Here is a 13,357-nt window from a genome sequence, read left to right on the forward strand (position 1 = left end):
CGGCTCTTACATCCGTTCTGGTGCGCTAACCCCGAGCAGGTCGAGTCCGTTGCGAAGCACCTGTCCGGTGGCATCGTTGAGCCATAGGCGGGTGCGATGCACCGCTTCAACCTCGCCGTCGCCGAGCGGAATGATGCGGCAGTTGTCGTACCAGCGGTGGTACAGACCTGCGAGCTCTTCGAGATAACGTGCGACCCGATGCGGCTCACGAACCTCGGCGGCGAATGCGACGATACGCGGGAATTCCTGTAGCGCGCCGAGCAGCGCTGACTCGGTCTCGTGAGTGAGCAGTTCGGGAGCGAACTCGCTGCGATCAACGCCGGATGCTGCCGCGTTCCGCCCGACATTGTGCGTACGCGCGTGGCCATACTGCACGTAAAAGACAGGGTTGTCGTTCGTGCGCTTGCGCAGCAGTTCTGGATCGAGCGTGAGCGGCGAGTCAGCGGGGTAGCGTGCCAGCGAATAGCGCAGCGCGTCGGTGCCGAGCCATTCACGAAGATCATCCATCTCGATGATGTTGCCGGCGCGCTTGCTGAGGCGTGCGCCGTTCACCGATACGAGCTGCCCGATGAGAACCTCGATGTCTTTTTCGGGGTCGTCTCCTGCGGCACCGGCGAGCGCTTTCAGACGGTGCACGTAGCCGTGGTGGTCAGCACCGAGCAGGTAGATCTTGTGCGCGAAGCCACGGTCGCCCTTGTTCAGGTAGTAGGCAGCATCGGCGGCGAAATAGGTGTATTCACCGTTGGATCGACGGATAACGCGGTCTTTGTCGTCACCGAAGTCGGTTGTGCGAACCCACACCGCGTCACCCTCATCAAAGACGTGACCCTGCTCGCGCAACCGGTCTACCGCTTCGTCGACCAAACTGGGCTCGCCGTTCGGGCCAGGCGCGTGAAGCGTGCGCTCCGAGAACCACACGTCGAAATGAACATTGAACTGCAACAGTGACGACTGCACCTCAGCGAGTTGGAAGCCGTATGCGAGCTCGCGCGATCGTTCTAGTTGTTCGTCGTCGCTCAGTTCAAGCAGGCCGGGTTCGGCGGCGAGAACTCGCCGTGCCAGCTCGTCGATGTATGCGCCGGCGTAGCCGCCCTCTGGGGTCGGCTTGTTCTGCGCGGCTGCGAGCACGGAGTGCCCAAAGCGCTCCATCTGGGCGCCGGCGTCGTTGATGTAAAACTCGCGATCAACCGTGGCGCCGCTGGCGAGCAGCACGCGTGCGATAGCGTCGCCGAGCGCGGCCCAGCGCGTGTGGCCGATGTGAAGCGGGCCAGTGGGGTTCGCGCTGACAAACTCGAGGTTGATCGTTCGGCCGGCCTGCGTCTTGTTCGTGCCAAAGGCAGCGCCCGCCTCGACGATGGTCTTCGCAAGTGCGCCAGCAGCGGCAGCATCCAATCGAATGTTGATGAACCCGGGACCTGCCACCTCAACGCTGGCGATGCCATCGACCGCGCCGAGTGCTTCGGCGATCTCGGCCGCGAGCTCGCGGGGGTTGACGCCTACCGCTTTCGACAGCTTGAGCGCCGCGTTCGATGCCCAGTCGCCATGGTCGCGATTCTTGGGGCGCTCGAGCGGAACGTCGGCCGACGTCAGACCGTCGCTTGCGCCCGGGCGTCGCGCCTCGATGAGCGGGGCGATGACGGCGAGCAGAGCGGCGGAGAGAGCATCAGGATTCATATCCGTGCCAGTCTAGTTGTGGCGGACGGGAGCAATCTCGCCGCATCGATCAGGCGATCTGCACCAGTTCGATGAAATCGTCTGAAGCCGGGTCGGTGACATCGGCTACAGCTCCCACTCGCACGGCATCTTCACCATCGTCGGGCAGCACCCACGCGTCGACGCGCATGCGCTCAAGCCCGACGAATCCACCGTGGTAGCTCAAGAAGGCGCAGTCTGATGCATCACGCCCGGTGGCCATGCGCACAAGCGAGTTTCTGTTCGACAGTCGTGTCGCGTCAATGACGTACCAGGCACCGTCGAAGTAGGCTTCTGCGACGGCGTGAAAGTCCATCGGGCTGAGGCCAGGCGCGAAGCAGGCCGTGTAGCGCGCCGGCATGTCCATGGCGCGCAGCAGGGCAATGACGACGTGTGCGTAGTCGCGGCATACTCCCTGACCGGTCATCAGCGTGGTCACTGCGCTATCTGTGCCCTGGCTCAGTCCTGGCGTATAGGTCGTACTGGTCGACACGAACTCAGAGACCGCAGCGATCAGATCGTGCCCTTGCAGACCTTTGAACTGGCGGCGGGCCTGTTGGAACACTTCATCGGACTGGCAGTAGCGGCTGGGGCGCAGGTAGGTGATCGCTTCGAGGTCGCTGGTGCGCGCATGCGTTGCGCGTCCTTCAACGACTGCTTCGTAGCGCACTTCGAGCAGTCCGGCCTCGCCGGTGAGCCGGTGGAGGCGGCTGCCAGACTGGTCGACGATCTCGGTGGGCGTGTACACGCGGCCACCCTGCATGAACGTCAACTGCTCGCTCGAAAGGGGCATCGATTGCGCCGCGGTGATCTGGAAAATGAGGTCGATGGACGCCCCCAGATCGAGGTCCAGTTCAGCCGTAACGAAGCGGTGCATCGAAGTATCCTCGCACGGTAATTCAGACCCCGGGGCCACATGTTCTTGGGCCACATGTTGCGGGCGCCGATGCGTCACTGAAGTGAGGGGTCACGCGGCCTCATCGTCGCGTAGCCTCGAAGCATGACGCCGCACCCCAAAGCCCGGGTTTCACGCCCGTGGTGGGCGGTCATCGCAGTCGGTTTCGCTCTCGCAGTGGTATGCGCGACGACGCTTTGGCGCCCTTGGCTGCAGACTTCGGCGCCGGTCGCTGGCGCGGAATCGCAGCCGGTCGGCACGACCGCTGAAGCACTTGTTCTTCCCACGTCGCCCCGTGTGCTGGTGTTCGGCGATTCGTGGGTCTATGGTTCGGCGGCGATCGTTCCCGAATTGGGCTTTGCCTACCGACTCGGCGCAGACCTCGGCTGGGAGGTGCGCGTTGACGGTGTGCGCGGCAGCGGCTATCTCAAACCGGGAATCGACGGCCCCGCATATGGCACCCGATTCGAGGCGATGGATGCTGCCCTCTCCCCTGACCTCATCATTGTGCAGGGCTCAATCAACGACCGTCGCCTTTATGAGCCCGCTGCCTATCAGGGAGCGGTCAACGCCGCCTGGGATGAGCTTGCGGCGAAGTACCCTGCCGCATCCATCGTCATCCTTGGCCCCGCCCCGCAGGTGCTGCCCATCGAAGCGGCCACCGAGCAGATCGATCAAGAGCTCGCGACGCTCGCAGCGGAGCGCGGATGGTGGTACATCTCGCCGATCGCTGAGTCTTGGATCATTGCGGCGAACTATCTTGACGTGATCGATACGGGTGCAGGTCGGGATCATCCCTCGACCGAGGGGCACGCCTACCTTGCCGAGCGAGTGATGACGGCTCTCGGCGAGATCATCGCCCCGACCGAAGTTGTCGCTGATGCCCCGGAGGATGCCGAACCGATCATTTCGCCCTGAACCGGTGAAGACGCGGCGGCATGGGTGGTAATCTCGATCGGTGCGCCTCCGTAGCTCAGGGGATAGAGCGTTGGTTTCCGGTACCAAAGGTCGTGGGTTCGATTCCCGCCGGGGGCACAGCAAATACAAGAGATCGCGGGTCTTCCGGACCCGCGATTTTTTGATCCCGAGGTGCTGGGCCGATGCCTGAGCGAAGAACGGGCTCGCTCAATTGGCGTTCTAGGGCCATGCGCCTCAAGACTGGGCACCATGACCCGATCACTCGAACTCAGCTGGAACCTGGACGGCATCGTGATGGCCGCGACCCTGGTCCTTCCGAACGGCGCAGGCCCGTTTCCGGCGGTTGTCCTCGTCGCTGGTAGTGGACCGACTGACCGCGACTGGTGCTCACCGCTTGTCTCGGGCACGAATGGCAGCGGACGCTTGTTTGCCGAGGCGTTCGCCGAGGCCGGAATCGCCTCCTTGCGCTACGACAAGCGCGCGTCGGGCCCGCACGCGGCCGAGAATGCTGCGGCGCTGTCGGGCACAATGAGCATGCGCTCTCATCTGGACGAGCTCGTGGCCGCCGTCGGCGCACTGGCCGCTTATGACGCAATCGACTCGGCTCGCATCGTTGGGTTCGGCAACAGCGAGGGCACGCTGCACGTGCTGCACTACGCAACGAGCGCGCAGGACTTTCCTTTCGTCGGTACCGTCCTGTCCGCACCCCCGGGACGGCCGGTGGGAGAGGTTCTCCTGTCACAACTCGCGGCGCAAACAGCACAACTGCCCGACGGTGCTGCAATCGTGACCGCGGTGGAAGAAGCGCTCGCACGCTACGCAGCAGGTGAGCCGATGAACCCCGACGCAACTCTTCCCGACCCATTGAAACGGCTGCTCGCCAGCCTGGAGGCACCCGCCAACCTCCCGCTCGCGCGCGAACTCGTCGCCGACAGCGCGGCCGCGTATCTCGGTGCCGTGAGCATCCCCACTCTCGTCTTGATCGGTGCCAAGGATGTGCAAGTTGACATGTCACTCGACGCTGAACCGCTTGAGCGCGCCGCCACGGGCAACGACCACATTGTCTTCGCTTACCCGACCAACGCCAACCATGTCTTCAAAGAAGACACTCGTACACCCGTCGAGATCGCCGCGGCCCCGGGCGCGGTGTACAACGAAGACGGCACGCACCTCGATCCCGAAGCACTCCAGACGATCCTCGGCTGGCTCCACCCGATTTGCGCTCAGCAGGCCTGAAGCGGCGCTGGCCACGAGCTTTGTGGTGCGGCAATGCTGCGCTGAAGCACTCGATGTTGCACCTGGTCGCAGTTTCAGCGGACCAGCCGGTTTAAGAGCAAAAATTCAGCGATCGGCTCGACATTGATGCCCGGGTGGTGTGGGCGCTCTACGCGATATCCCCGCTCGCTCAGTCGCCGGTCAAGCCACGGGTACCACGCCACCTCAGGGTTGCCACCGGTGCCGTGAAAGATGATCGCATTCTTGGCCACAGGTCGATGATAGTGAGAACGACACAACCCTATCCGCCCGTATTCTGGACGCGATGCGCGAATTCATCCGTGGTGCTGGCCTGCTCTTCCGGGGTTTTGCGCATTGGCGCCGTCGGCCGGGCGCCATGGCGCTGGGCCTCATTCCCGCAGCGATCGTCGCTGTACTCTTCGTCGCCGGCCTCGTCGCACTCGGCGTGTCGCTGCCCGGGCTCACAAGCATGCTGACGCCTTTCGCTGACGGATGGTCCCCCATTTGGGCGATGGTCATCCGCGTCACCGTCGGCACGGCGATGTTCGGCGCGGCGCTGGCTATCGGTGCGGTGTCATTCACCGCTCTCACTCTGCTGATCGGTGAGCCTTTCTATGACCGCATCTGGCGCTCGGTGGAAGCGGCCGAAGGCACAGGCCGCCTTGAAGCAGATTATGGTTTCTGGCGCGCAGCACGTGACAGCCTCAGTCTGATCGCGCGCGGCATCTTGGTCGCGCTGATCACCGTACTCATCGGCTTGATCCCGGCCGTCGGCTCGATACTCGGCGGGATTGTCGGCGTCACGCTGACGGGGTGGCTTCTGACCGACGAGTTGACCTCCCGTGCTCTGACCGCACGCGGCCTGATCGGCACTGAGCGAAGCGCACTGCGGCGCGGGCGGCGCGCCCGCGTGCTGGGCTTCGGCGTCGCCACACAGCTGTGCTTCCTCGTGCCGCTCGGCGCCGTAGCGACAATGCCGGCAGCTGTTGCCGGCTCGACCCTCCTCGCGCGTTCGCTTCTAGACGAGGCGGTCGAGGCTTCCTGAGGTATCAGCCCTCAGCAGACTGCGCTCGCGTGGCACCGGCTCTAGCAGTCCGCAAGTCGCCGCTCGAGGTGTCGCTGTTCTGCGGCGTTGGCTGTGAGCGCGCGCGCCTGAACGAAAGAAATGTGGGCAAGATCTCGTCGGCCGGCTCGCAACAGAAGCTCTCCCTTGGTTGCGTGGAAGAGATGGTATTCCTGAAGCGAATCGACTCTTTCTAGGAGTGTGAGACCCACAAGCGGGCCGTCAGCCATGGCCACCGCGATCGCATGATTGAGCGCGACGACGGGTGACGGCGCCACTTGAGTCAGCTGAGCATACAGCGCAGCGATCAGCGCCCAATCCGTGTCACCTGCAGTAGTCGCGTTAGCGTGCTGGGCCGCAATCATCGCCTGAAGCTGAAACGCGCCAGGTTGCAGTCGTTTCATGGCAGTGTGAAGAACGCCATTGGCTTCGTCTATCTCAGCCTGGTCCCACGCGCTTCGATCCTGATCGGCGAGCAGTACAAGATCGCCCAGGGAGTTAACTCTCGATGGAGTGCGTGCGTGCGCGTACAGCTCAAGCGCGAGCAACGCCTCGACCTCGGCATTTTCAGGGAGCAGTTCGCGCGCGTGCCGGGTAAGCCGCACCGCTTCATCGACGAGGTCCACCCGCATGCCCTCGCGTGAGCGAGACAAATAGCCCTCGTTGAAAACCAGGTAGAGCACACCAAGCAGCGCGCCAACTCGTTGATCGAGTGAAGCGGGGATCGACAACGGAATGCCTGCGGCCCGAATCTTGCGTTTGGCTCGCACGATGCGTTGCGCGAGAGTCGCTTCGGGAATCAGGAAGGCGGCGGCGATTTCTGGAGTTGTCAGCCCGCCGACGAGTCGCAGCGTGAGGGCAACCTGTGAGTCACGATCAAGTGCCGGATGACAGCAGAGCAGCATCAGGCGCAGACTTTCAGACCCATCGTATTGATCGTCGTCGATCATGCTCGGTTCCGCCTCCCAGCTCTGTCTCTCTAGAACCTCGGATGCGACAGCAAGCGTTCGACGCCGGATCGCCGCTTCGCGCCTGAGTTCATCAATCGCGGAATTACGCGCGACTGTGTACAGCCACGCGGCCGGGTTGTCGGGGACACCAGAGCGCTCCCACGCCTGGACGGCGACGACAAGCGCGGCCTGCACTGCCTCATCAGCGACATCCAGATTGCCGAAGCGACGCGCGAGAAGGGCGACAACGCGCCCGCCCTCCTCACGCGCGAGGCGAGTAATCGCCTCGGCAATCAAGTCGGTCAAGCTGCGTCTGGCCTCACCTTGACGGGCCGCACCTCGATAGATGCGGCGGGAATCGGCAAAGAAGTCGCGAGGGCAAGCGCCTCATCGAGATCTGCGGCTTTCACCAGATAAAACCCGCCCAGTTGCTCTTTGGTTTCAGCGTACGGGCCATCCGTCAAAGTCGGAGCAGCCCCGGGCACCTTGTGAACAGTTGTTGCTGTCGTCGTTGGTTCCAGATTTGCGCCGGCTATCCAGTGACCGCCATCGATGAGTTTCTGGTTAAAGGCCATCCAGGCCGCCATGACTTCATCAAAGCCCGGTTGACCGGGTTCCGGCATTGCGTATGTCTCATCAGAGTTGATGAGGATCATGTATTCCATTTGCTGTTCCTTCGAAGTCGAGCGGGCTAGATGCCCATAACACTGATGATGACAGCCATTGCGAGTGCGACAGCCAGGTTGTGGCCCGTGTTGATCAGGAACAGCCGGATCGGCCGCGCCTCGAAGAGTGTCACGATGAGTGCTCGAGAAGCAGAAAAGCCAAGCCAGAGGATAGCGGCCACCACGACAGTATTCACGCCAGTGGCACCGCCAACCCACGCCAGGCTCCATGCCGTAGCAAAGCTGGCCACGAGAGTGATGGGATAGATGACCTGCGGCTTCGGCGCAGCCTTGGTGTCGAGACCTGACAGTCGGCGCCAGTACTTACCGAACAGCGGTCCGTACCAGAGATAGCCGATGACCATCGCCGCCAGCGTGGCTATCACGATTGCGACGAAGTTGAGTGGCACGTTCATAGGGCATCCTTTGGTGGCGGCCTTTCCGCCTCACCGGTATGACGCAGCATCCGCCTGCAATCGACAGCACAGTCGAAAGTTTTTCTGCGGACCGTCCGCTCGACCCAGCGCGAACCTACTCGATGGGCACTGCATGACCTGAGACGACGATGCCGCCAGTCAGGGGGATATCGACGGTGAGGAATCCGGGTCGTCCAACATGCTCGCCCTGCTCAATCACGATTCGAGCGGGCACTACCACCGCGGAGAGCTCGCGCAGGTACGCGCCAAAAGCCGCTGCCGCAGCACCCGTCGCCGGGTCTTCGGTGATCCGCCCGACAGGGAACAGGTTGCGTGCGCCGAATCGGTCGGGCTCGAATCGGTGAGCCACTGTGATCGTCGCGGGCCAGCCTCTGCGGTCCATGAAAGATCGGACCACCCCTGGGTCGAACGTGAAGCTGTCGAAGTCCTTGCGATCGCGGAGCACGATGACCGGGTGCGGGTTGCCCGCGTGAGCGATACGTGGCGGCAGCTCAGGATCTAGCGCGTCGGCAGTGAGCCCCAGCAGTTCGAGGATCGTCGCAAGGTCGCCGTCGGCGAGTTCTCCGACCGACGGCGGGATGCTTGTGAATGCCGCACGAACACCTACCTCGTCGCGCGAGATTGCGATCTCGACATCCCCCACCGGCGTCTCGAACGTGACCGCGTTGCCGCTGATTGACGCGTTCTGTCCAGCGAAGGCGACTGCTGTCGCCACCGTTGCGTGCCCACAAAACGGGACTTCGGCAATCGGCGAGAAGTACCGAATCTTCAGCGCACCGTCGGTTCTGATCCCGGTGACGAACGCAGTTTCTGCGTAGTCGACCTCCGCCGCGATCCGTTGCATCGCGACGTCGTCCAGCTCCCCTGCTGAGAGCACGACCCCGGCGGGATTGCCGCCGTCTGGCCGAGCGCTGAAAGCCGCGTATCTGAGAACCTCGGGCGCTAGCATTCTGAAAGAGTACTTGCTGCCGACCTCTAGAGCCTCTCGCAGTTGTTCTGCCGCGTGCTGAAGGCGAGGTGGGAGGATGTCGGCATGGCGACCTCCCAGATACCCCCGCTCATCTCTGTGGATGAGCTCCACAATCAGCTCGCGGCCGGTGCTGGCATCCATCTGCTCGACGTGCGGTACCGACTCGAACAGCCCGACGGACGCGCAGACCACCGCGCCGGCCATCTTCCCGGCGCGGTGTACGTCGACATGGACACCGAACTCGCAACCCACGGTGAAGCATCGGAGGGTCGGCATCCCGTCCCCTCGCGAGAGACGCTCCAAAGTGCTGCGCAGCGCTGGGGACTGCGCGAAGGCGACGCGGTTGTTGTCTACGACGACTATCGCTCTGTCTCGGCCGCGCGTGCGTGGTGGTTGCTCACGCATTCGGGCGTCGACAACGTGCGGGTGCTGGACGGCGGACTATCAGCGTGGACGGCAGCGGGCATGCCCCTCGAAGTGGGCGATGTCATAGCCGCGGCGGGCTCGATTGAGATTGACGAGCTGAGCGGAGGACTCGCGACGATCGACGATGCCGAGTCATGGCCCGCGCACGGCATATTGGTCGACGCGCGAGCGCCCGAGCGCTACCGAGGTGAAACGGAGCCGTACGACCCGATCGCGGGGCACATTCCGGGAGCGGTCAACATTCCTGCCGGGGCATACCTCGACGGGGAGCGTTTCGCGGAACCCGATGCGATCCGCGAAGCCTTCACCAGTGCTGGAGTAACGGATGAAGCCGCGGTGGCGGCTTACTGCGGCTCGGGGCTCACCGCTGCGCATCTCGCACTCGCGGGAGCAGTCGTGGGTGTGGACGTCACCGTGTATCCCGGCTCGTGGAGTCAGTGGTCAAACACGCCCGGCCGCCCCGTCGCAACCGGCCCGGGGCCCGACGGAGATAGATCGGGCTAAGCCGCAAACAGTCCCGGCTGCATCAAAAGAGATCGCCGCCCGATTCGGACGGCGATCTTCTCGTGCGCTGCGGGTTCGCCGCTCGGCTGCTAGGGCCGCCCTGGGGCGCCTCCGCCACCCGTCGTGCTAGCAGCTTCGACACCCTCGACGGCAGTCCCTGCGCTCTGGCCTCCGACGGTGATCGAGTAGGTCGCCCCTTCCTCAAGGGCTGCGTCCGACAGAACGACCGACTGGAACGTCTTCACCGAGGTGAACTCAACGATCAGTTCGCCACTGTCATCCAGAACCTGAACCGTCTCTCCGGCGCCAAAGCTCTGGTCGAGAGAAGCCGAGAACCACCCCTGCACCGATGACGCATCGGGCGAGACAGCCATGCCGGTTGTTCCGACCGCGAGCACGGTGCCACCGTCGACCACGATCGAGCCGTTGGCGTCAAGCGCACCTTCTCGATCGCTCGAAGATCCGAATACCGTGAGCGTGCCGCCGGTGATCAGCGCAGAACCGTTGGTGTCGACGCCATCGCCCTCAGCAGAGACGATGGTCTCACCGCCGGTTACCGTGAGCATTGCGCCATCGTCGTCTTCAACGACTCCCCCGATGTCTGTGGTCGTGCTGGTGCCGCTGGTGGCATTGATCCCATCATCGGTCGCCAGCACCGCGAGCGCACCGCCCTCGATCGTGATGTAGTACGACTCGACACCTTCGTATGAGTTCACCACCGAGGTATCTCCGCCAGAGACGACGATGTACACCTCTGACTTCAGCCCGTCGTCCTCAGCATCCACTGTCATCTCACCGCCGGTAATGACGAGGTCAGTTTGCGCTTGGAGGCCGTCATCGCCGGCCGCAAGATCGAGCGTGCCCCCCGCGATGTGAATGAACCCGCGAGTGTCGTCTTCTTCTTGGTCTGACTTCAGCGCGTCGCCTGCGGCATCCACCGTGATGGTGCCGCCCTCGACAACGAGCGAGTCTTTTCCTCGAAGGCCATCGTCGCCCGCAGTGACATCGATGGTTCCCGACAGCACGACAAGATCGTCGTGGCTAGTGATGCCGTCGTTCACGCTGCTTACCGTGAGCGACCCATCGCCCGTGATCGTCAGGTCTGCATCGCTGAACAGCGTCGCGTTAGCTTCTTCATCGTCGCCGGTAGAGGTGAGCACGTTGGTGCCGCTCAGCGAAACGACGACGTCTTCTGCGTTCACGACATTGATGGCAGCACTCGTCGAGTTGGAGATCTCCACCCCATCGAGCACGAGAGCAACGACGTCTTCATCCTCCGTGTCGACAACGACTTGACCGTCGAACTGTCCGCTCAACACGTAGGTGCCGGCCGCAGAAATAGTGACCGTAGAATCTGCGACGGTGACGCCCTCGCCGTCCGCCGAGGCCGTGGTTCCGTCAAGCGCGATAGACACCGCGCCGTCCATGCTCCACTCGTCGCTGTTGACCGTCGTCGTGTTCGCGTTGGCTGCGAGAACCTCTGCGGCGACCGCTCCGATCGACTCGGTTACATCAACGGGTGTCGTCGTCACTTCGGTAGTCACTACCGGCGATACCTCGGTAGCAGTCTCGGGCGACGCGCATCCCGCAAGAATGAGGCCACCGATCAAGAACGAACCGGCTACTGCGGTGAGCGTGTACTTCTTGTTTTTCATTTTGTGCTCCTTGTGATTCGTCGACGCAAAACTCGCCCGACCTCGGGGGCAAACGCCACCCCGATCGGTTGCGCGGGAAGGAGAGTGCCGACACCGCACATCGCGACGCGAACAACGTTCGCGCGGGGCTGTGTGATCTCCATAAAGGCCACTATTCAGGGCTTCGCTACAACGGGCCTTTGTGCAGTCAATGAACTTCCTATGTGCCACCGGCCGAGCGTTCGCAAGCACGATTCATACTCGCTGCCGACCACCTTCAGACCGACCACGCACTGATCACGCCCAGGGCACACTCACACGAGAAAGAGGCCATCAAGCACACCCGGATTGTGGGCGTGCACAAGAACGAGAAACACCACGGCATCGAAGAGCAGATGCACCGTGACGACGTACGCGAGCGAGCGAGTCTTCATGAAGATGAATGCCTGCAGGAGTGCGAACGGAATTGTCAGCAACGGACCCCACGCCTGATAGCCGAGTTCCCATAAGAACGACACAAAGACGACCATCTGCAGCAAATTAGCCTGCCAGTCCGGAAAGTGGCGTCGCAGGAGCGCGAAAACAGTGCAGATGAAGAACAGCTCGTCCCAGATTCCCACTGCTCCGACTCCAACAAAGAGTCGCGCAATCATCTCGGGGGTGTCGACAACGGGCCAGTTGAGGTAGACGCCCGAGGTGATGAAGTAGAACGGCAGAATCAGCCAGCCGAGCACCAACACCAGCACCAGCCAGCCCCACTGAAACGAGGTCCACCGCCCGCCACCGCGCCATGGGAACCGAGTGGCGTAATCCCGAAAGACGAACCGCGAGATCAGGTACGGCACCGCGACCGCTCCGCCGAGCACGAGGCTGAACCGCACCATAGCCCAGTTGTCGAGTTCGGCTTTCAAAGGGATTGCGCTGACGATGAGCATCCCAAGAGCAACCAAAGACAGGTCGCGTACGAGGCTCGGCGGGCGGATGCTGATGGCACCGGAGCTCGCCGACTGTTCGGTAGCTGCGGGTTGCACGGCAGCGTCCACCCGTGAAAGCCAGAGCGCTCCTGCGAGCCCGGCGGCAAGTAACAGCCAGCCCACCCACGGAACCCGCACCACGAAGAACGCAGGAGCGGCCAGACACACGAGAAGCGCCGGCAGTAGCCCCCAGGAGCGAGCTGAGCGCACTGGAAGAATCAGATCGGCGGCGGGCATCAGCGTTCCAGGGCGTCGGTCAACGAGGCGATCATGTGCGGGCGCGGCGACGGTAGGCGAGGTCACGAATATCGCGACCCACGCGTGCACCTTTGCGTTCGAAAGCGGTGATCACTCGACCCTCGAAGCGAGGCGCCCACGAACCGTCAAATGCCCGCTCGAAATCGGCGGACGCATCAAGCACGGCACGCATCTGCAGCGCATAGTCTTCCCAGTCGGTTGCGAGGCGCAGCATGCCGCCATCTGCGATCGCTCCGGCTGCTTGACCAGCGAACTCATCAGTGACCATTCGGCGCTTGGTGTGCTTGTTCTTATGCCAAGGGTCAGGAAAAAAGACCCACAGCTCGTCGAGCGCCGCCTGAGGAATCAAGTGCATGAGCACCTCTGGGGCGTTCGCTTCGACGAGGCGAATATTGCGCAGTTCGCCCTGCTCGGCCGCGAGCATGGTGCGAGCGAGACCCGAACGGAAGACCTCGATCGCCAGAAAGTCGGTGTCAGGGTTCTCGGTCGCAGCGTGGATGATCGCGTGGCCCTGACCCGAGCCGATTTCGGCCACCAGGCGCGCACTTCGTTCCCAGACATCCGCGGGAGAAAAGGCCGAACCGGGAAGGATGCTGGTGGCAGCCGCGTCACGCGGCGGGTCGATGACGTAGAAGTCAGCCAGCTCGGCCCACGCCCGCTCCTGCGCGTCTGACATGCGGCCACCGCGGCGCACAAACGACACCGGCCGGTCACGATAAGTCGACGGTTCAGGGA

14 protein-coding genes and 1 tRNA gene are annotated in these 13,357 nt (G+C 63.1%); 5 read left to right on the forward strand and 10 right to left on the reverse strand.

What is annotated here, in order from left to right; genetic code table 11:
- Positions 1-6: 6 nt before the first annotated feature.
- The gene (gene argS, locus AB0O81_RS03165) at positions 7-1,674 is read right to left on the reverse strand and encodes an arginine--tRNA ligase (protein ID WP_363581160.1); all 1,668 of its coding nucleotides are present in this window, start codon (positions 1,672-1,674) and stop codon (positions 7-9) included.
- Positions 1,675-1,723: 49 nt separating this feature from the next.
- A complete protein-coding gene (locus tag AB0O81_RS03170) occupies positions 1,724-2,569 on the reverse strand; it encodes a transglutaminase-like domain-containing protein (protein WP_363581162.1) in 846 nt (281 codons plus the stop codon).
- A gap of 123 nt (positions 2,570-2,692) precedes the next feature.
- Between AB0O81_RS03170 and AB0O81_RS03175 the strand changes: the two genes are divergently transcribed.
- The 3 genes from AB0O81_RS03175 (at position 2,693) to AB0O81_RS03185 (ending at position 4,741) form a co-directional block, all read left to right on the forward strand.
- Entirely contained in the window at positions 2,693-3,505 is an 813-nt protein-coding gene (locus tag AB0O81_RS03175; protein WP_363581164.1) for an SGNH/GDSL hydrolase family protein, read from the forward strand.
- A 44-nt stretch (positions 3,506-3,549) separates the two neighbouring features.
- Positions 3,550-3,622 (forward strand) — tRNA-Arg (locus AB0O81_RS03180).
- A gap of 132 nt (positions 3,623-3,754) precedes the next feature.
- Positions 3,755-4,741: an alpha/beta hydrolase gene (locus AB0O81_RS03185; RefSeq protein WP_363581166.1), complete on the forward strand. Its 987-nt coding sequence runs from the start codon at positions 3,755-3,757 to the stop codon at positions 4,739-4,741.
- Positions 4,742-4,815: 74 nt separating this feature from the next.
- On the opposite strand, the gene AB0O81_RS03190 is transcribed toward AB0O81_RS03185, so the two are convergent.
- Positions 4,816-4,992: a hypothetical protein gene (locus AB0O81_RS03190; RefSeq protein WP_363581168.1), complete on the reverse strand. Its 177-nt coding sequence runs from the start codon at positions 4,990-4,992 to the stop codon at positions 4,816-4,818.
- Positions 4,993-5,045: 53 nt separating this feature from the next.
- On the opposite strand from AB0O81_RS03190, the gene AB0O81_RS03195 reads away from it, so the two are divergent.
- Positions 5,046-5,786: an EI24 domain-containing protein gene (locus AB0O81_RS03195; RefSeq protein ID WP_363581170.1), complete on the forward strand. Its 741-nt coding sequence runs from the start codon at positions 5,046-5,048 to the stop codon at positions 5,784-5,786.
- 41 nt (positions 5,787-5,827) lie between these two features.
- Here the strand turns inward: AB0O81_RS03195 and AB0O81_RS03200 are convergent, their stop codons facing one another.
- The 4 genes from AB0O81_RS03200 to AB0O81_RS03215 form a co-directional block, all read right to left on the reverse strand.
- Positions 5,828-7,060 carry a sigma-70 family RNA polymerase sigma factor gene (locus AB0O81_RS03200; protein WP_363581172.1) on the reverse strand — a complete coding sequence of 411 codons (1,233 nt, stop codon included), beginning with the start codon at positions 7,058-7,060 and terminating at the stop codon, positions 5,828-5,830.
- Complete coding sequence (locus AB0O81_RS03205) at positions 7,057-7,419, reverse strand: YciI family protein (protein WP_363581174.1); 363 nt, start codon at positions 7,417-7,419, stop codon at positions 7,057-7,059. Before AB0O81_RS03205 ends, AB0O81_RS03200 begins: the two co-directional genes overlap by 4 nt.
- A 26-nt stretch (positions 7,420-7,445) precedes the next feature.
- On the reverse strand, positions 7,446-7,835 hold the full coding sequence (locus AB0O81_RS03210) for a DUF1761 domain-containing protein (RefSeq protein ID WP_363581176.1): 390 nt from the start codon (positions 7,833-7,835) through the stop codon (positions 7,446-7,448).
- Between the two features lie 115 nt (positions 7,836-7,950).
- Positions 7,951-8,805 (reverse strand): PhzF family phenazine biosynthesis protein, encoded by an 855-nt coding sequence (locus AB0O81_RS03215; protein WP_363581178.1) that lies wholly within the window; start codon positions 8,803-8,805, stop codon positions 7,951-7,953.
- An 84-nt stretch (positions 8,806-8,889) separates the two neighbouring features.
- Between AB0O81_RS03215 and AB0O81_RS03220 the strand changes: the two genes are divergently transcribed.
- Positions 8,890-9,756: a sulfurtransferase gene (locus AB0O81_RS03220; protein WP_363581180.1), complete on the forward strand. Its 867-nt coding sequence runs from the start codon at positions 8,890-8,892 to the stop codon at positions 9,754-9,756.
- Between the two features lie 89 nt (positions 9,757-9,845).
- On the opposite strand, the gene AB0O81_RS03225 is transcribed toward AB0O81_RS03220, so the two are convergent.
- The 3 genes from AB0O81_RS03225 to trmB form a co-directional block, all read right to left on the reverse strand.
- Positions 9,846-11,411, reverse strand: a complete 1,566-nt coding sequence (locus AB0O81_RS03225) for a carbohydrate-binding domain-containing protein (protein ID WP_363581182.1) — start codon at positions 11,409-11,411, stop codon at positions 9,846-9,848.
- 293 nt (positions 11,412-11,704) lie between these two features.
- Positions 11,705-12,601 carry a CPBP family intramembrane glutamic endopeptidase gene (locus tag AB0O81_RS03230; RefSeq protein ID WP_363581759.1) on the reverse strand — a complete coding sequence of 299 codons (897 nt, stop codon included), beginning with the start codon at positions 12,599-12,601 and terminating at the stop codon, positions 11,705-11,707.
- 31 nt (positions 12,602-12,632) lie between these two features.
- Positions 12,633-13,298, reverse strand: coding sequence for a tRNA (guanosine(46)-N7)-methyltransferase TrmB (gene trmB, locus AB0O81_RS03235; RefSeq protein ID WP_363581761.1), 666 nt, complete (start codon positions 13,296-13,298; stop codon positions 12,633-12,635).
- Positions 13,299-13,357: the final 59 nt, after the last annotated feature.

Origin of the sequence: Microbacterium sp. NPDC076911 (assembly GCF_040687125.1) — a bacterium.
Lineage (GTDB): Bacteria > Actinomycetota > Actinomycetes > Actinomycetales > Microbacteriaceae > Microbacterium.